The organism is Streptomyces sp. NBC_01723, assembly GCF_036246005.1.
Classification (GTDB): domain Bacteria; phylum Actinomycetota; class Actinomycetes; order Streptomycetales; family Streptomycetaceae; genus Streptomyces.
Window position 1 is genome coordinate 461,708 of sequence record NZ_CP109171.1, and the last position, 17,505, is coordinate 479,212.

At 72.3% G+C, this 17,505-nt stretch carries 18 protein-coding genes; 8 read left to right on the forward strand and 10 right to left on the reverse strand.

Features of this window, described 5'->3' with window-relative positions; genetic code table 11:
• Positions 1 to 11 precede the first annotated feature (11 nt).
• A complete protein-coding gene (locus OIE75_RS02110) occupies positions 12 to 854 on the forward strand; it encodes a class I SAM-dependent methyltransferase (protein ID WP_307009136.1) in 843 nt (280 codons plus the stop codon).
• A 60-nt stretch (positions 855 to 914) separates the two neighbouring features.
• On the opposite strand, the gene OIE75_RS02115 is transcribed toward OIE75_RS02110, so the two are convergent.
• A complete protein-coding gene (locus OIE75_RS02115; protein WP_329469229.1) occupies positions 915 to 1,361 on the reverse strand; it encodes a nuclear transport factor 2 family protein in 447 nt (148 codons plus the stop codon).
• Between the two features lie 164 nt (positions 1,362 to 1,525).
• Between OIE75_RS02115 and OIE75_RS02120 the strand changes: the two genes are divergently transcribed.
• The 3 genes from OIE75_RS02120 (at position 1,526) to OIE75_RS02130 (ending at position 3,229) form a co-directional block, all read left to right on the forward strand.
• A complete protein-coding gene (locus tag OIE75_RS02120) occupies positions 1,526 to 1,729 on the forward strand; it encodes a hypothetical protein (RefSeq protein ID WP_329469230.1) in 204 nt (67 codons plus the stop codon).
• Between the two features lie 170 nt (positions 1,730 to 1,899).
• Positions 1,900 to 2,754, forward strand: coding sequence for a glycerophosphodiester phosphodiesterase (locus OIE75_RS02125; RefSeq protein ID WP_329469231.1), 855 nt, complete (start codon positions 1,900 to 1,902; stop codon positions 2,752 to 2,754).
• A gap of 130 nt (positions 2,755 to 2,884) precedes the next feature.
• Positions 2,885 to 3,229: a hypothetical protein gene (locus OIE75_RS02130; RefSeq protein ID WP_307017682.1), complete on the forward strand. Its 345-nt coding sequence runs from the start codon at positions 2,885 to 2,887 to the stop codon at positions 3,227 to 3,229.
• A 16-nt stretch (positions 3,230 to 3,245) separates the two neighbouring features.
• On the opposite strand, the gene OIE75_RS02135 is transcribed toward OIE75_RS02130, so the two are convergent.
• From OIE75_RS02135 to OIE75_RS02160, 6 genes are read right to left on the reverse strand one after another with little or no spacing between them, the layout of a single operon-like run.
• Complete coding sequence (locus tag OIE75_RS02135; RefSeq protein ID WP_307009143.1) at positions 3,246 to 3,968, reverse strand: sulfite exporter TauE/SafE family protein; 723 nt, start codon at positions 3,966 to 3,968, stop codon at positions 3,246 to 3,248.
• Positions 3,959 to 5,002, reverse strand: a complete 1,044-nt coding sequence (locus OIE75_RS02140) for an ABC transporter ATP-binding protein (RefSeq protein WP_329469233.1) — start codon at positions 5,000 to 5,002, stop codon at positions 3,959 to 3,961. Before OIE75_RS02140 ends, OIE75_RS02135 begins: the two co-directional genes overlap by 10 nt.
• Positions 4,995 to 6,008 carry an ABC transporter ATP-binding protein gene (locus OIE75_RS02145; protein ID WP_329469234.1) on the reverse strand — a complete coding sequence of 338 codons (1,014 nt, stop codon included), beginning with the start codon at positions 6,006 to 6,008 and terminating at the stop codon, positions 4,995 to 4,997. Before OIE75_RS02145 ends, OIE75_RS02140 begins: the two co-directional genes overlap by 8 nt.
• Positions 6,005 to 6,973: an ABC transporter permease gene (locus OIE75_RS02150; RefSeq protein WP_329469236.1), complete on the reverse strand. Its 969-nt coding sequence runs from the start codon at positions 6,971 to 6,973 to the stop codon at positions 6,005 to 6,007. Before OIE75_RS02150 ends, OIE75_RS02145 begins: the two co-directional genes overlap by 4 nt.
• 14 nt (positions 6,974 to 6,987) lie before the next feature.
• Positions 6,988 to 7,917 (reverse strand): ABC transporter permease, encoded by a 930-nt coding sequence (locus tag OIE75_RS02155; protein WP_307009148.1) that lies wholly within the window; start codon positions 7,915 to 7,917, stop codon positions 6,988 to 6,990.
• A 1-nt stretch (position 7,918) separates the two neighbouring features.
• Complete coding sequence (locus tag OIE75_RS02160; RefSeq protein WP_329469238.1) at positions 7,919 to 9,448, reverse strand: ABC transporter substrate-binding protein; 1,530 nt, start codon at positions 9,446 to 9,448, stop codon at positions 7,919 to 7,921.
• Positions 9,449 to 9,719: 271 nt separating this feature from the next.
• Between OIE75_RS02160 and OIE75_RS02165 the strand changes: the two genes are divergently transcribed.
• The 4 genes from OIE75_RS02165 (at position 9,720) to OIE75_RS02180 (ending at position 14,006) form a co-directional block, all read left to right on the forward strand.
• The gene (locus OIE75_RS02165; RefSeq protein ID WP_329469239.1) at positions 9,720 to 10,700 is read left to right on the forward strand and encodes a 2-hydroxyacid dehydrogenase; all 981 of its coding nucleotides are present in this window, start codon (positions 9,720 to 9,722) and stop codon (positions 10,698 to 10,700) included.
• A 64-nt stretch (positions 10,701 to 10,764) separates the two neighbouring features.
• Positions 10,765 to 12,048 carry a glucarate dehydratase family protein gene (locus tag OIE75_RS02170; RefSeq protein WP_443078271.1) on the forward strand — a complete coding sequence of 428 codons (1,284 nt, stop codon included), beginning with the start codon at positions 10,765 to 10,767 and terminating at the stop codon, positions 12,046 to 12,048.
• A gap of 16 nt (positions 12,049 to 12,064) precedes the next feature.
• Positions 12,065 to 13,087 (forward strand): 2-hydroxyacid dehydrogenase, encoded by a 1,023-nt coding sequence (locus OIE75_RS02175; protein ID WP_329473919.1) that lies wholly within the window; start codon positions 12,065 to 12,067, stop codon positions 13,085 to 13,087.
• A gap of 10 nt (positions 13,088 to 13,097) precedes the next feature.
• Positions 13,098 to 14,006, forward strand: coding sequence for a 5-dehydro-4-deoxyglucarate dehydratase (locus OIE75_RS02180; RefSeq protein ID WP_329469243.1), 909 nt, complete (start codon positions 13,098 to 13,100; stop codon positions 14,004 to 14,006).
• On the opposite strand, the gene OIE75_RS02185 is transcribed toward OIE75_RS02180, so the two are convergent.
• The 3 genes from OIE75_RS02185 to OIE75_RS02195 are packed head-to-tail and all read right to left on the reverse strand — an operon-like array spanning position 14,003 to position 17,497.
• Positions 14,003 to 14,965 carry a formylglycine-generating enzyme family protein gene (locus OIE75_RS02185; RefSeq protein WP_329469244.1) on the reverse strand — a complete coding sequence of 321 codons (963 nt, stop codon included), beginning with the start codon at positions 14,963 to 14,965 and terminating at the stop codon, positions 14,003 to 14,005. The genes OIE75_RS02180 and OIE75_RS02185 overlap by 4 nt on opposite strands.
• A 25-nt stretch (positions 14,966 to 14,990) precedes the next feature.
• On the reverse strand, positions 14,991 to 16,499 hold the full coding sequence (locus OIE75_RS02190) for a sulfatase-like hydrolase/transferase (RefSeq protein WP_307009160.1): 1,509 nt from the start codon (positions 16,497 to 16,499) through the stop codon (positions 14,991 to 14,993).
• A complete protein-coding gene (locus OIE75_RS02195) occupies positions 16,496 to 17,497 on the reverse strand; it encodes an aliphatic sulfonate ABC transporter substrate-binding protein (RefSeq protein WP_329469247.1) in 1,002 nt (333 codons plus the stop codon). Before OIE75_RS02195 ends, OIE75_RS02190 begins: the two co-directional genes overlap by 4 nt.
• Positions 17,498 to 17,505: the final 8 nt, after the last annotated feature.

Consider the following 17,505-nt stretch of genomic DNA (forward strand, 5'->3'; position numbering starts at 1 on the left):
CGGTGGTGGTCATGGCAGTCGGTTGGGAGTGGGACGACACCCTGTTCGCGGGTACCGCCGCCCACTACCGGCGCGGACGGCTTCCCTACGCCCCCGGGCTGGTGGACCTGCTCGCCGAGGTGCTGTGCCTCGACGGGCGGGGGCGGCTGATCGATCTGGGGTGCGGACCGGGGACGGTGGCCCTGAGCCTGGTGCGGCTGTTCTCCGAGGTCGTCGGGGTGGACCCGGACCCCGGGATGATCGCCGAGGCCGAGCGGGAGGCCGCGGAGCGGGGCGTGAGCGGCAGGGCGCGGTGGGTCCGGGCCCGTGCCGAGGAACTGCCCCCGGGACTGGGTGACTTCACGGTCGCGACCCTCGCGCAGTCGTTCCACTGGATGGACCGTGAGCTGGTGGCCGCGAGCGTCAGGGGCATGCTCCGGCCGGGCGGCGCCCTGGTGCACGTCTCGGATCTCAAGGGCGGGACGACGAGCGTTGCGGGGCTGCCGTACCCGGCGGTTCCGTACGCGGCGATCGGGGAGCTGGTCCGGTACTGGCTGGGGCCGGTCCGCCGGGCCGGGCGCGGCGTGCTGCCCGAAGGAACGCCGTCCGGCGAGGCGGCGGTGCTGACCGGGGCGGGGTTCGGCGGCCCGTACCGTCATGTGGTGCCCGGCGGGCAGGAGTTGGTGCGTACGTGGGACGACGTCGTCGCCGGGGTGTTCGCCATGTCGTTCTCGGCGCCGCACCTGTTCGGCGATCGCCTGGACGCGTTCGAGGCGGAGCTGCGCGGACTGCTGCGGGATGCCTCGCCCTCGGGCCGGTTCTCCGAGCGTCAGCCGGGTACCGAGGTGTTCGTCTGGCCGCGCGACGCGACGTGACCACGGCCGGCCGTGGCCCTGGCGCTCCCGCCGTCCGTTCGTCGCCAAGGGCCCGGACCGTCAGCCGGCCGGGGTGCACGCCTCGGCGATCGACAGGCTGTTCTCGTAGAGGTGGTGCCGGGTGATCCGGCCGTCCTCGACGGTCAGGCGCAGGGCGAACGGGCCCTCGAAGCTCCGTCCCGTCGCGCGTACCGTCCCCGACACGTGGCCCATCAGCACGGCGTCCGCGCCGTCGACGAGGAAGGTGTCGACCGAGGCCCGCGCGTCCTCGGGCACGGTGTGTTCCATCAACTCGGTGAACTGCGCCGCGCATTCCGTACCTGTGGAGCGGGGCCGGATCCAGGGGACGGCGGGGTTCTCGGCGAGCCGCCAGTCGACCTCGTCGGCGAACAGCTCGACCAGCCGCCCGGTGTCCCCCGCGACGCGCGCGGCCAGGAACTCACTCACGACGCTCCGGGTGGCCTCGGTGACCTGCTCCCCCGTGCCTGCGGTGTGCTCGACGGACATCGTGTTCTCCTCGCGGCGGTGATCCGGTCCGGCGGGGATTCCCGCCGACGTGTCCGATCCTGCCGGGCGGAACGGGAGCGGTCGATTACCTCTCGGGTAACGGCACTGGGCCAGTCGGCCTACGGGGGACGTTTCCCCCTGGGCCGCCGTTCGTTGGGGCGAACATGATCAAGAAACTCGTCTGTGTCTCCGTCCTGGCCGCCGCTGTCCTGGTGTCGGCCCCCGCCGCCGTGGCCGCCCCCGCGCCGGACCCGTCCACCGGGGTGCCCGGTGCTCCGCTCCTGAGCGGTCTCCTCGGAACGCTGGAGGTGGGACACCCGGCCACCTCACCGCGGTCGCTGCTGCCCGCGGGCATCCTCGGCGGTTGACGTCGCCGGCCGGAAGGGCGGCGAATGCACGCGTTCGCCGCCCTTCCGCCGCGATTGAGCGTTTCGGCGTCCCGCTCCACCGGCCGATCCCGGCGGCGCCAGACGTCGGCAGGGTTCCCGTAACCGTGCTCCGCCAGCCTCCAGGGAGTCATCCAACGCGGGAGGTTGCAGTGAAGCATGCGAGCAAGAGGCACGCCGGTGCCGTCGTGGCCGTGCTGAGCGGTCTGGCCCTGGCCCTGACGACGACCACCGCGCACGCCGCGCCCGGCGACCCGGACGCCATCGCCCACCGCGGCTCCTCCGGCATGGCACCCGAGAACACCGCCGCCGCCATCGACCTGGCCGTCACCCAACGCGCCGACCACGTCGAAATCGACGTCCAGCAAACCAAGGACGGCAAACTCGTCAACTTCCACGACTGCACCATGGAACGCACCACCAACATCGAAGACCTCTACCCCGACCGCCCCCGCTACCGCGTCTCCGACTTCACCTGGAACGAACTCCGCCGCCTCGACGCAGGCTCCTGGTTCCACACCAAATACACCGGCGAACCCCTCATCACCGTCGACGACGTCATCCGCCACATCGACCACACCCGCACCGGACTCCTCGCCGAAATCAGCCCCTGCGGCCACTACACCGACATCGCCACCGACCTCGCCGACCACCTCCACACCAAACCCGCCTACGTCCGCCGCGCCCTCGCCCGCCACCAACTCGCCGTCCAGTCCTTCCAGACCGACGACGCCCGGCAATTCCACACCCGCATGCCCGACATACCCATCGGCATCCTCGACGCCGACCGCCCCACCGACACCGAACTCCAGCAACTCAGCGGGTGGGCCGACCAGATCAACCCCCAGCACACCGTCACCGACCAGACCCTCGTCGACCGCATCCACGAACTCGGCATGGACATCAACGTCTGGACCGTCGACGAACCCGGCGCCATCCGCAAAATGACCGGCCTCGGCGTCGACGGCATCATCACCGACTACCCCCAGACCCTCACCCAGCGCTGAGCGGAGGGGTGTCCGGAAGCCGGCGCTTTGACACGCACCGGCATCGGGCGTTGACTGTCCGCACGGCGCAGAGCCATGCCGCTCCGGGGAATCCGGTGACCCAAGCAACTCAGGAAAGCGGCACACGATGATGTACGACCAGACGCGCGCACAGCAGCCCTCGGACCAGCCCCCGCGTCGTCCCGAGCACCACTCCACGGCACCGGACGCGCTTGTGCCGTCGGACGAGCGGGACGCGGTCCTGGCCCGCCTCCGCATGGCGATCAACAGGTTCGCCGACACTCCGCACGAAGCGCTGGAAGAGGCGGAGGGTGCCTACGACGACGCCGTCGCCCACCTCGTGGAGGCGCTGGCGGAGCGACGCCGGGTCCTGCACGAGAGCTGGCAGGACCGGGACCCCGGGACGGGTTCGGAGGAACTCCGGGTCGCGCTGAGGCAGTACCGGGAGATCACCCAGCGACTGCTGCGCACGTAGCGGGACGGCACGGCGGTCAGACGAACTGCTGGAGGACGAGGACCACGGCGCCCGCGACCGCGAGTGCCGTGGCCGCCGCGCGGGTGCGCCGGACGTTCAGCCGCCGGGTCAGCGGCCCCGCGAGCAGTACCCCGGCCACGGCGGCGGGGGTGAGCAGGGCGGCGCCGCGCAGCGCGTGCGCGCCGACCGTGCCGGCCGCCGTCAGCGCGGCGAGGCTCATCAGGGAACCGGCGAGGAAGAACGCGCTCATCGTGGCGCGCAGTTCCGGTCCGCCGAGCCGCTGCCACACCATCGCCATGGGCGGCCCGCCGATGGAGGTCGCCGTGCCCATCAGGCCCGAGGCCATCCCGGCGAGGACCACCGAGGAGCGCCGTTGCCGCGGCACGTAGCCCGCCACGCTCACCGTGGCGCCGGCGAGGACCACCGCGGCGACGAGCAGGGCGAGGTGGCGGGCGGGGAGGGCCACCACGAGCAGGGCGCCGGCCAGGACGCCGGGCAGCCGGCCGGCCAGCGCCCAGCCGCAGCCGCGCAGGTCGGCCCGGCCGCGCTCGCGCACGAGCACCGCGGCGGTGACGCCGGTGGCGAGCAGCAGGACCGCCGTGGGGGCGAGCGCCGGGTCCACGAGGGCGAAGACCGGTGCGGCGATCATGCCGAGGCCGAAGCCGACCGAGACCTGGAGCAGGGCGCCGAGCCCCACCGTGACCGAGAGCAGGACGACCTCCGGGCCGGTCAGGCCCACGTCGCCGCCGCCTCCAGGGGGAAGTGGCACAGGGCCGTGTGGGGTTCGGCCCCGTCGGCCGTGTCCCGGGTCACGACGGGTGGGGCCTCGGTCGCGCACCGGTCCTCGGCCCGCCCGCACCGGGTGCGGAAGCGGCAGCCGGAGGGGATGTCGAAGGGCGAGGGGATCTCGCCCTGGAGCTGGATCTCCTGGCGGCGGGCGTCGCGGCCGGGGTCGAGGACGGGTGCCGCCGACGTCAGCGCGGCCGTGTAGGGGTGCTGGGGGTTCTCGAAGACGTCGTCCGTGTCCCCGTGTTCGACGACCTTGCCCAGGTACATCACCGACACCCGGTCGGAGATGTAGCGCACCACGGAGAGGTCGTGGGAGATGAACACGTAGGTGACGCCGAGGCGGGTCCGCAGGTCGGAGAGTACGTTCAGCACCTGCGCCTGCACCGACAGGTCGAGCGCGGAGACGGGTTCGTCGCACACGATGAGGTCGGGGTCCAGGGCCAGCGCGCGTGCGATGCCGATGCGCTGGCGCTGTCCCCCGGAGAACTCGCCCGGGTAGCGGTGGGCGTCACTCGCCCGCAGTCCGACCAGGGAGAGCAGTTCGCGGGTCCGCCGCTCGCGGGCCTTGGCGTCCGGGACGACGTCCCGGTGGGTGCGCCAGGGTTCGCCGATCAGGTCGGCCGCCGACATGCGCGCGTTGAGGGAGGCGAACGGGTCCTGGAAGACCATCTGCACCCGGCGCCGCCAGGCCAGCAGTTCCCTGCCGCGCAGGGCGAAGGGGTCGGTTCCGTCGAACCGTACGGTGCCCGCGTCCGGGCGCTCCAGGCCGAGCAGCACCCTGGCCAGGGTGGACTTGCCGCACCCCGACTCGCCGACGAGTCCGAGGGTCTGGCCCCGGCCGACCCGTACGTCCACCCCGTCCAGTGCGGTCAGCCGGCGCCGTCCGCTGCCGAAGGTCTTGGTGACCCCTCGTACCTCCAGCAGCGGCGCGTCCTCCTGCGGGCCGGGCCCGGGGGTGGCGGTGGTGGCGCGGGTGTCAGGCACGGTCGAGCTCCTCGGAGAAGTGACAGGCGGCCGCACGGCCGTCGCCGGACGGGCGCAGGGACGGCCGTTCCCGGACGCAGCGCTCCCGTACCAGCGGGCAGCGGGCCTGGAAGACGCAGCCGGAGGGCACCGCGCTCAGCTCGGGCGGGCTGCCGGGGACGGCGGGCAGCGGCCGTCCGCGCACGCTGTCCTCGGGAACCGAGTCGAGCAGGCCCCGCGTGTAGGGGTGGCGGGGTGCGGAGAAGACGTCGCGCACGGGTCCGTTCTCCACGACCGTGCCGGCGTACATCACGACCACGTCGTCGGCTCGCTGGGCGACCACGGCGAGGTCGTGGGTGATCAGGACGACGGCCATGTCCCGTTCGTCCTGGAGGTCGCGCAGCAGCCGCATGATCTGGGCCTGCACGGTCACGTCGAGGGCCGTGGTGGGTTCGTCGGCGATGAGCACGTCGGGCGCGAGGGCGACGGCCATCGCGATGAGCAGCCGCTGCCGCATGCCGCCGGAGAACTGGTGGGGGTAGGACCGGGCCCGCTCCCTCGGTTCGGGGATGCCCACCCGGGTCATCAGCTCGATCGCCTTCTCCCGCGCCTGGCGGCGGGAGAGTTTCTGGTGGATGCGGAAGGGTTCGCCGATCTGACGGCCCACGGGCTGCACCGGGTTGAGGGCGGTGAGGGCGTCCTGGAAGACGATGGAGAGGACGGGGCCGGCCAGCCTGCGGCGTTCCGCGGGGCTCATTTGGAGCGTGTCGTCGCCCCGGACGCGTACGGCGCCGCCGGTCACCTCCGCCGCCGGGTCCAGCAGTCCGACGACGGAGAGGGCGGTCATGGACTTGCCGCAGCCGGACTCGCCCAGCAGGGCCAGGGTGCGGCCGCGGTGGACGCTGAAGCTGACGCCGTCGACGGCCCGTACGGTCCCCGTGGGCGTGGTCAGGTCCACGCACAGGCCGTCGACGTCGAGGGCGGGGGTGTGGGTGCCGGACGGTGCGGCACTGGTGGTGGTCGTCACGGGATCATCTCCGGCGGTACGGGGGCCTGGACGGGGCGGCGCTTCCTGGGCAGCGTCAGCCGCCAGCGCTGGGCCGGGTCGGTGGCGATGCGGGCCCAGGCGGCGAGCACCGTCGCGGACACGGTCGTCAGGACGATGGCGAGGCCGGGCAGCACGGTGATCCACCAGGCGGTCTGGAGGTACTGCCGGCCCTGGGCCACCATGAGGCCCCAACTGACGTCCGGGGGCTGGATTCCGATGCCGAGGAAACTCAGCGACGACTCGGTGAGCATCACGAAGCAGAAGTCGAGGGTGGCCACGGTCAGCAGCGTGGGCAGGGCGATCGGCAGGACGTGCCGGTAGATGATCAGGTGGCTGGGGGTGCCGAAGGTGCGGGCGGCGTCGACGAACAGTCTGCTGCGCAGTTCCGCCGCCTCCGCCCGCGCGGTGCGCAGGTACACCGGGATGCGGGTCACGGCCAGGATCAGCACGAGGTTGAGCGCGCTGGGCGAGAAGACGTACAGCACCACCACCGCGATCAGCAGGGAGGGGAAGCTGAGGATCACGTCGGCGACCCGCATGGCGACGCTCTCGCGGCGGCCGCCGTGGTAGCCGGCCCACAGTCCGAGGGCGGAGCCGATCGCGAGGGAGCACAAAACGGCGGGTACGGCGACGGACAGGGTGGTCGCCGCGGCCTCGATCAGCCGGGCCACCATGCTGCGGCCGAGGACGTCGGTGCCCAGCAGCCCGTACACGCCGTCGCTCAGGGACGGTGGCCGCAGTGAGGCGTCGAGGTCCTGGCGCTGGGCACGGTCGCCGATGAACAGCCGGCCGAAGAGGGCCACGAGGGCGACCAGGGTGAGGACGACGGCGCCGACGGCCGCGGCCCGGTCCCGGCCCAGCATCCGCCAGCGGCTGGGCCGGTGGTCGCGGGCCGAGGGCGTCTCGTCCGTGACGCCGGCGGCGTCGGTCTCTGCCTGGGTCATGGTGCTTCCTTCGCTCACGCCGGCACCGCCTGACGCACTCGGGGGTCGGTCAGCGCGTGGCAGACGTCGACGAGGATGTTCAGCGCGAAGATCGTCACGGCGGTCATCAGCACGGCCGCCTGGAGGACCGCGAAGTCGCGCTGGAGGATGGAGTCGATCATGAGCTTGCCGATACCGGGCCAGCCGAAGATCGTCTCGACGACGACCGCGCCGTTGACCAGCCCCACCGCCAGGTCGCCGGCCACGGTCAGTACCGGCGTCACGGCGTTGCGCAGGGCGTGGCCGAAGACGACGCGCCGGGGGGTGGCGCCCTTGCCCCGGGCGATCTTGACGTAGGGCGCGGACAGTGCGGTGACCATGCTGCCGCGGACCACCTGCACCAGGACGCCGAAGGGGCGGATGAGCAGGGTCGCGATGGGCAGCACCCAGATCTCCGGGCCGCCGAGCGTGCCTGAGGTCGGGAGCAGGCCGAGGCTCACGCCGAAGACCAGGACGCCCATGATGGCGAACCAGAAGTCGGGGATGCTGGCGGCCGTCATGGACAGCAGGCTGGCGATCCTGTCGATCAGGGAGTTGGGGCGGTAGGCCGCGAGGCTGCCGACCAGGACGGCTCCGGTGAGGGCCAGCAGCATGGTGACGCCGGCGAGTTGCAGGGTGACGGGGAAGGCGTCGAGCACCATCGAGCCGGCGGGCTGCCCCGTCCGCAGGGAGGTGCCGAAGTCGAAGTGGGCGGCGTCGACGAGGTAGTTCCACAGTTGCGTGGGGATGGACAGGTCGAAGCCCTGCGCGGCGGAGAACTCCGCGCGCTGCTCGGGGGTGGCGCTCAGGGGGAGGTAGAGGTCGACGGGGTTGCCGGTCATCCGGGCCAGGAAGAACACGCCGAGGACGACGCAGACCAGGGGGACGGCGCTGGAGAGGACGCGTTTGCGCAGGAACGGGATCATGTCAGTGCTTCGCCCCCTCGGCCGGGTGGACATCGGCCAGCCGGAGTTCGTCTCCGGTGGCGGAGTCGGGTCGGTAGCGGATCGACCGGGACAGGCCGAGCAGGCCGCTCATGTGGGCGAGATGGGCGTACTGGACGACGCTCTCGTTCTGCTCGGCGAGCAGGTCGGCGAAGGCCTTCTGCCGTGCGCCGCCGGACAGGGCGCCCGCGTCGGCGACGCGTTCGTCCAGCGCCTCGGTGCCGAACGTGGACTGGGGGCCGTCGGCGAGCAGGTACTGGCTGGTGGTGAAGCCCGCGTCACCGGCCTGGTTGCCGTGCATGATCAGCAGGGCGACCGGGCCGACGTCCTCGGGCAGCGGGCGGAGCTGGTACTGGAGGTGGGTGGCGGTGTCGGCCATGCGTACCTTCACGTTCAGACCGATCTGCTGCATCTGGTACTGGAGCGCCTCGGCGGTCTCCGACACCCCTGAGAACATGCCGTTGCGGGCGACCAGGGTGATCCGGCGGCCGGTGGGCACTCCGTCGGCCGCCGCCTCGCGCACCAGGGCGCGGGCCTCGGTGACGTTCTGCCGGGTCGGTTCGATCGCGTCGTTGTGACCCACCACGCCGGGCGGCACGAGTTGGCCGGCCGGTTCGGCGAGTCCGCCGAGGAGCGCGTCGACGATGCCCTCGCGGTCCACGGCCAGGTCGATCGCCCGGCGCACCCTGATGTCGTCGAGCGGGGCCTCGCGGCCGTCCAGCCGCAGCGCGGTCGTCTCGTTGTTGGGGTAGGCGGCCGTCGTGTCCTTCTCCGCCTCCATCGGGTCGAGGGCGACGGCGATCTCCGCCTCGTCCTTGTCGATCATGGCGGCGCGGACACTGGCGTCGCTGCGCCAGACGTAGCGGGCCCGTGCGAAGGCGGGAGCCTCGCCCCAGTAGCGGTCGTTGCGGTTGAGGGAGATGGCCGCCCCCGGCTTCCAGGACGTCACCGCGTAGGGGCCGGTACCGACCGGGACGCGGACCTTGGCCTTCGGGTCCGTCGTGCGGGGCACCACCTCCACGAAGCTCAGGCGCAGCGGCAGGATGGGGTCCGGCTGTTCGGTGGTGACGGTCAGTCTGCTGTCGTTCACCGCGTCCACTTCGAGGTCGTCGTCGCCGAAGACGTAGCCCTCGACGTTGCAGGCGAGGTCGGAGTTGACCGCCCGGTCGATGGAGAAGGCGGCGTCCTCGGCGGTGAAGGGCGCGCCGTTCTGGAAGGTCACGCCGGAGCGGATGTCGAAGGTCCAGGTGCGGGGGGCGGTCTGCTTCCAGCCGGTCGCCAGCAGGGGGTTCAGCTCACCGGAGGTGGGATCTCGTTCCACCAGCGGTTCGGTGATGTTGGACCGGACCACCACGCCGGTGCCGGTCAGTGATGCCTCGCAGGGTTCCAGGGTCGGCGGTTCCTGGGTGAGCACCACCCGCAGGGTGCGGCCGTCGGCGCGGCCGGTGTCGCCGCCCGCGCTGCCTGCCACGGCACACCCGCTGGACAGGAGTACGACGCCCGCCAGCAGCATCGCGCTCTTCGTGCGGGGCCGCCTCGGTGCGGGGCGCCGGGTGGATGAAACGGAGGACTTCATCGTCGCGTGTCTCCGGGGAAGTGCTGATGTGTCACGTTCCGAACTCGGGGGTGTGGGGCGGACCTCCACGACTGTCTACACTTGCGTACTCGGTCTGCATCTGTGAACGCGAAGCTAAACCGGTGCCGAGGCAGCGTCAAGACATGCGGACGATCGGACGTTCTCCGAGCGGTCCGCGCCCCGGCACCCCACCCGACGGGAGTGCCCCTTGCCGAATTCCCCCACCCACCCCAGCGCCCCGGACACCGTCCTCCAGGTGTCCCCGCTGCTCCCCGCCCTGGAGAGTGCGCTCGGCGAGCGGTTCCGCACGGTCCGCCTCTTCGAACTCCCGGACCCCGACGCGTACCTGCGCGCGCACGGCGGCGAGGTGGCGGCCGCGGTGACGAGCGCGCGGACCGGGGTGAGCGACGCGCTGATGGACGCGTTGCCGCGCCTCGGGGCCATCGTCCACTTCGGCGTCGGCCACGAGACCACCGACGTGGTGCGCGCCCGCGCCCGGGGCATCGACGTGAGCAACACCCCGGACGTGCTCACCGACTGCGTGGCGGACCTCGCCGTCGGTGCGCTGATCGACGTCGTGCGGCGCCTGTCGGCGGCCGACCGGTACGTCCGCGCGGGGGCCTGGACGGCAGCACCCTTCCCGCTGACGGACCGGGTGAGCGGCAGGCGGGTCGGCATCCTGGGTCTCGGCCGGATCGGCCGGGCCGTCGCCCGCCGGCTCGAGGGCTTCGGCGCGGACCTCGCGTACTGCACGCGCACGCCGGTGCCCGGCGTCACCCACCGTCATCTGCCGAGTGCCGAGGCGCTGGCCGAGGCGTGCGACGCGCTCGTCGTCACCGTCGCCGGGGGCCGGGGCACCCGGGGTCTGGTCTCGGCGAAGGTCCTGGACGCGCTCGGGCCCGGGGGGTACCTGGTCAACGTCGCCCGGGGCAGCGTGGTCGACGAACCGGCGCTCGTGGCGGCGGTGACGGAGGGCCGGATCGCGGGGGCGGCGCTGGACGTCTTCGCCGACGAGCCCGACGTGCCGCCGGCGCTGCTGGCGTCGGACCGGGTGGTGCTGCTCCCCCACATCGCCAGCGCCACCCACGAGACCCGGGCGGCCATGGGCGACCTGGCGCTGCGCAACCTCCAGCGGTTCATGACCGAGGGCACCCTCCTCACACCGGTCCCGGACCGGCCGGCCCATTGACACGGCCGTGGGGCCGTGCCTACAACTGGTTGTCCACACATGCGAACGCTGACTACATATGAGGATGGGTATGCGGGCAGGCACCTCCGAACGCATCGTCGACGTCACGGTGACCCCCGTGGCCTTCCGCGACCCTCCCCTGCTCAACTCGGTGGGTGTGCACGAGCCCTACGCCCTGCGCACCGTCGTGGAGATCACCACGGAGAGCGGCGTCAGCGGCATCGGGGAGACCTACGGCGGCACCCTGCACCTGGAACGGCTCCGCCGCACCGCCGGTGAACTGGCCGGCATGGAGGTCTGGAGCCTCAACGACCTGATCGCCCGCACCACCCGGGCGCTGGGCACCGACACCGCGGGCGGCGACGGCATGGCCGGGATGGTCACCGGCAGCAGCACCGTGGACCGGGTCATGTCGCCCTTCGACGTCGCGTGCCTGGACATCCAGGGCAAGCTCGTGGGCCGGCCGGTCAGCGACCTGCTGGGCGGTGCCGTACGCCCGGCGGTCCCCTACAGCGCGTACCTCTTCTACAAGTGGGCCGGACACCCCGGCCAGGAGGACGACGACTGGGGCGCGGCGCTCGATCCGGCGGGCCTGGTCGAGCAGGCCCACCGGATGATCGACACGTACGGCTTCTCCTCCATCAAGCTCAAGGGCGGAGTCTTCCCGCCGGACGAGGAGATCGCGGCGATCAGGGCGCTGCGCGCGGCCTTCCCGGACCATCCGCTGCGTCTGGACCCCAACGCCGTGTGGAGCCCGGAGACCTCACTGCGCGTCGCCCGCGAACTGGACGGCGTACTGCAGTACCTGGAGGACCCGACGGCCGGGATCGACGGCATGGCGTCGGTGGCGGCACGCACGGACACGCCGCTGGCGACCAACATGTGTGTGGTCTCCTTCGACGACCTGGCGCCGGCCGTGGCCCGGGACGCGGTGGGCATCGTGCTCTCCGACCACCACTTCTGGGGCGGCCTGCGGCGCTGCGGCCGGCTCTCCGCGATCTGCGACGCCTTCGGGCTCGGCCTGTCCATGCACTCCAACTCGCACCTCGGCATCAGCCTCGCCGCGATGACCCACCTCGCGGCGGCCACACCGCGGCTCACCTACGCGTGCGACACCCACTGGCCGTGGAAACGCCCCGACGAGGACGTGGTCGACCCGACGCCGCTGCGGTTCGGCGAGGGCTCACTCGCGGTACCCACGGGTCCGGGCCTGGGCGTGGAGCTGGACCGGGACGCGCTCGCCCGGCTGCACCGCCAGTACCTCGACTGCGGACTGCGCGACCGGGACGACACCGGCTGCATGCGCCGCGTCGATCCGTCCTTCTCGACCAAGACTCCCAGGTGGTGACCTCCTCGTGCGCATCATGCTCGCCCACCGCATCCTGAGCCGCTTCCACGAACCCCTCAAAGCCCGGACCGAGGGCGGCCACGAGTGGCTCGACGCCTGCGACTGGGACGCGGCGCGGGTCTCCGGGGCCATGCCGGAGGTGGAGGTGTTCGTCGGCTCCGGGCTGCGGGCCGAGGACGCCCGCCGGGCCGCCCGGCTGCGCCTGGTCCACGTGGTCGGCGCCGGCTACGACGGCATCGCGCTGGACGCGCTGGGCCCCGGCGTCACCGTCGCCACCACCCACCACCACGGCCGTTCCATCGCGGAGCACGTGCTGATGTCCGTCCTGATGCTCTCCCGCGACGTGCTCGGCGCCGACCGCGCCCTGCGCGCCGGGCGGTGGCGCAACGTGGCCGTGGACCCGGGGCTGCCGTTCGGGACCACGCTGCGGGGCCGCCGGGTCGGCATCGTCGGGTTCGGCGAGACGGGCACCGAGGTCGCCCGGCTGTGCCAGGCGGTGGGCCTGCGCGTGCGCGCCGTGCGGCGCGATCCGTCGGCCCCGTTCCCCGACGACCTGCGGCCGGACTGGGTCGGCGGCAACGAGCGGCTGCCCGAGCTGCTCGCCGAGTCCGACGTCGTGGTGGTCACGGTGCCGCTCGGCCCCGCCACCCGCGGTCTGATCGGCGCGGCCGAACTGGCCGCCATGGGACCCGGATCGCTGCTGGTCAACGTGGCGCGAGGGCCCGTCGCGCGGGAAGAGGCGCTCTACGAGGCGCTGCGCGGCGGCACCATCGGCGGCGCGGCGCTGGACGTGTGGTGGTCCGGCCCGCCCGAGGCGCCGAGCCGGCTGCCCTTCCACGAACTGCCCAACGTGCTCATGACCCCGCACCACTCGGGGCACACCGCCGACACCTTCGCCGCGCGTGCGGCGGAGATCGCCGACAACATCGGCCGGCTTCGCCGCGGGGAACCCCTCACCGGCGTCGTGCACCGGGGTGCCGACGCGGCCCTCGTCCCCGGCCGCCCGGCAGACCGCTCCACCGACTCTCCGACCCGTTAGGAAACCACTCGTGCTCGAAGGCGTTCTCTTCTTCCCCGTCACCCCCTTCACCGCCACCGGCGAGGTCGACCTCGCTGTCCTGCACCAGCACGTGGCCGCCGGTGTGGCCGCCGGGCCCGGCGGGGTGTTCGTCGCGTGCGGGACCGGCGAGTTCCACGCGCTGGACCGCGAGGAGTACGCGGCCGTCACCCGTACCGCCGTCGAGGCGGCCGCGGGACGCGTCCCGGTGTACGCCGGTGTGGGCGGCGCGCTGGGTCTCGCCCGGCAGTTCGCGCGCGACGCGGCCGAGGCCGGCGTGGACGGACTGCTGCTCATGCCCCCCTACCTCGTCGAGTCGCCCGCCGCCGGACTCGTCGCCTACACCCGTGCCGTCGGCGGGGAGACGGACCTCCCGCTGATCGTCTACAGCCGGGCCAACGCCCGCTTCGACGAGCATTCGGCGGCCGAGGTCGCGCAGTTGCCGACCGTGACGGGCCTCAAGGACGGCACGGGCGACCTCGACCTGGTCGCGCGCGTCGTCCCCGCCGTGCGCGCGGCGCTCGCCGGGTCGGGCAAGGACTTCCAGTTCTTCAACGGCATGCCCACCGCCGAGGCCAGCCAACTGGCCTACCGCGCGCTGGGCGTCGAGCTGTACTCGTCGGCCGCGTTCGCGTTCGCGCCGGACCTCTCCCTCGCCTTCCACCGCGCGGTCGAGGAGGGCGACACCGCGACGGTCGACACCCTGCAGCGGACGTTCTTCCATCCCCTGGTACGGCTGCGGCGGCGTGTTCCGGGGTACGCGGTGTCGCTGGTGAAGGCCGGGGTGACGCTGTCCGGGCTCAAGGCCGGTCCGGTCCGCCCGCCGCTGACCCCGCTCACCGCCGACGAGACCGAGGAGCTGGCGGCTCTCGTCGCCGGGGCACGGGCCGCCATCGCCTAGGAGGATGGCGGGGCACCGTCGTTGGCGCAGCGGAAGCCGAGGTTGCCGGACGAGGACTCGGGGGTGTTGGAGGACCGTGCGGCGACCCGGTAGCGGTTGCAGTAGGAGTCGTGGCACAGGTAGGAGCCGCCGCGCAGCACCCGCGCGGTCCCGGTCTCCGGGCCGTGCGGGTCCGACGCGGGCGACCGGGAGTAGTAGGTCGGCGAGAACCAGTCGGCGCACCACTCCCACACGTTGCCCGCGGTGTTCCACAGCCCGAAGCCGTTGGCCCGGTAGGACCTGACCGGGGCCGTGGTCAGGTGGCCGTCCTCCTCGGTGTTGACGTGCGGGAACCGGCCCTGCCAGATGTTGCAGCGCCAGTGGCCGCCGGGGGTCAGGTCGTCGCCCCAGGGATAGCGCCGGCCGGCCTGCCCGCCGCGCGCGGCGTACTCCCACTCGGCCTCGGTGGGCAGGCGCTTGCCGGCCCACCGGGCGTAGGCGGTGGCGTCGTTCCAGGAGATGTGGACCACGGGATGGTTCCGCCGGGTGGTGATGTCGGAGCGGGCACCCTCGGGGCGGCGCCAGTGCGCGCCCCGCACGTTGATCCACCAGGGGGCTCCCACGGCGTTGCCGAGCACGTCAGCGGACGCGGCGGCGACCACGAGGTGGAAGACCGCGGAGGAACCGTGGTGTTCCGCGTCGGTCACATACCCGGTCGCCTTGACGAAGGCGGCGAAGCGGGCGTTGGTGACGGCGGTCTCGTCGATGCGGAAGGGCGGCAGACGCACCGTGTGCACCGGTGTCTCGCCGTCGGCCGGATACCCCTCGCCGAAGGCGTCCCCCATCGCGAACACACCGCCCGGCAGCAGCACCTGCCCCCGCGTCGAGCGCGCCCGGCCGGCCGGCCCGGACAGGGGCGGGGCGACCGGGGCGGCGGGTGCCGCGGCGGGGGCGCAGCACGGGCGGTGATCGCTGGTCATGTTCCTCCCAGGGGTCGCGGGCCTGCTACGACCGGTAGGTGGACTCGTCGAGCCCGCTCAGGGTGGGGTCGTACGCGACCTCGCCGACGTCGTACATCGACGTCATCCAGTGGTGGAAGTTGTCACCGCGCTCGCGCAGGACGCCGTACAGCCGGCGCATCATGCGGGTGCGGACCTCCGCCTGCTCGGGATGGGCGTAGACGTTCTGGAGTTCGTCCGGGTCGGTGCGCAGGTCGTACAGCTCGTTGACGGAGTCGGGGTTGACGACGAGCTTGTACCGGTCCTCGCGCAGCATGCGCTGCGGATACGGGAAGTGGTGGCCGTGGAACTCGCAGACGATGTCCTCGCCCCAGTCCGCCGCCTCGCCCCGTACCAGGGGCAGCAGACTGCGGGAGTCGACGGCGGGTTTCGGGTCGGCGCCCGCCAGTTCGAGGATGGTCGCGGTGCAGTCGAGGAGGCTGACGAACTCGTCGCGGACCTGGCCGCCGGGCGCGCCCGGCACCCGGACCAGGCCGGGCGTGCGGTAGATGTCCTCGTACATCGCCGGGCCCTTGTCGTGCAGCCGGTGGGCGCCGGTGAATTCCCCGTGGTCGCAGGTGAAGAACACCGCGGTGTCGTCCACCAGCCCGAGCCGTTCCATGGCCGCCATGACCCGGCCGATCTCCATGTCGATGAGCGCCACGTAACCCCAGTAGACCGCGATGAGTTTGCGGGTGGTCTCGATCGGCATCGTGTCGAAGGTCCAGTGCGCGCTGTAGTTGCGCTGGACCGGGGGTTTGCCCTCGAACGTCTCGGCCACGGACCGCGGCAGCTCCACGTCGGCGGGGTCGACCAGGTCGAAGTACTCGTCCGGGAGGATGTACGGCAGGTGGGGGCCGAAGAAGTGCAGGGCGAGGAAGAACGGCCGGTCGTGTGCGCGGGTGTCCGCCGCGTACCGTTCCAGCGTCTCGATGGCCCGGGTGGCCAGGTAGTGCTCGAAGGTGGCCTCGACCGGCTGGTGGAGCCGTGCCGCCAGCAGGTTGCCGGGGCCGCCGTTGGGCAGGGTGCCGCGGATCCGGTCGCCGATCTCGTACGGCGGCAGTCCGCGTTCGGCGAGGTACGCGAGGTAGTCGGGGTGGTCGACGGGGTTGTGCCAGCCGGGGAGTTCGGGACCGTCGAAGCCGTAGTCGGCGGCGGTGCGCCGGCTGCCGGCGTGCCACTTGCCGATGAGGCCGCAGTTGTAGCCCCGCTCGCGCAGCGCCCCGGAGAAGGTGAACTGCTCCTCGGCCAGGTCCTCCAGGTAGCCGACGTTGCGTTCGTGGTTGGCGAGGAGCTTGTGGCGGAAGGGGGCCTGGCCGGTCAGCAGACTGGCCCGGGCCGGGGTGCAGATCGCGGTGGGTGTGTACCAGCGGTCGAACCGGGTTCCCGTGGCGGCCAGTTCGTCCAGTACCGGGGTGTGGGCCAGAGCGTTGCCGTAGGCGCCGAGCGTGTCCGTCCGGTGCTGGTCGGTCATGAGGAAGAGGATGTTCTTCCGGGACGTGCCCGCCCGGGTCACTGGCCCGCTCCCGTGAAGAGGTCACCGGTGTAGTAGGTCTTCGGGTCGACGGGCTTCTTCAGCTTGCCGGTGTCGACGAAGTAGTCGTTCATGCCCTCCAGCCAGGTGTCGACGGTGCCGTCGCGGGTCAGCCTGTCGAGTTCCGCGACGCCGAGCACCTTGTTGTTCGCGGCGTCGGCCTCGACCTGGTCGGCGGGGATCTTCAGTTTGTCCGCGGTGAGCCGGATCGCCTCGTCGGTGTGGTCGGCGCGGAAGGCCATGGCCTCGCGCAGCACCGCGAGGACCTTCTTGGTCCTGTCCGGCTCCTCTGCGACCAGCTTGTTGTTCGCCACGAACGCGGTGGGGAAGGAGATGTCCTGCTCGAAGTCGGCGTTCTTGGCGAGTTCGACCAGGTCGGGCACCTGCTTCTTGATGGTCGCCGCGGCGGGGTACCAGAAGCCCGCCGCGTCGACCTGCTTGGAGGAGAAGGCGGAGACGATGGTGGACGGGTCCATCGGGACGACCTTCAGGTCCTTCTTGGTCATCCCGGCCTTCTCCAGGGCGAGGGAGAGGATCATGTCGCCGGAGGTGCCCTCGGGCACGGCGACGGTCTTGCCCTCGAGCTGTCGCATCGAGGTGATGCCCGGCTGGGCGAGGACCCGGTCGGAGTTGCCGAGCGTGTTGATGGCGACGACCTTGGCCTGGCCGGAGGCGGGCAGCCACATGGCGCCGGGGCCTATGTAGCCGAAGTCGAGGTTGTTCGTGCCGAGGGCCTGGATCTGGAGGGGCCCGTTGGTGAAGACCTTGCTCTCCGCGGAGAGGCCGTGCTTCTTCCACAGGCCCTTGGCCTCGGCGATGGCGATCAGACTGGCGCCGTTGAAGTCGTTGATGTAGCCGAAGCGGACCTTGTCGCCGGAGGCGCCGGAGGACGATCCGTCGCCGCACGCGGCGAGCAGCGCCAGCGCTGCCGCGCCGGCCAGGGCGGCGGTGAGGCGCCTGCGGGTGGGCGTGGTGGGCATGGAGGTGC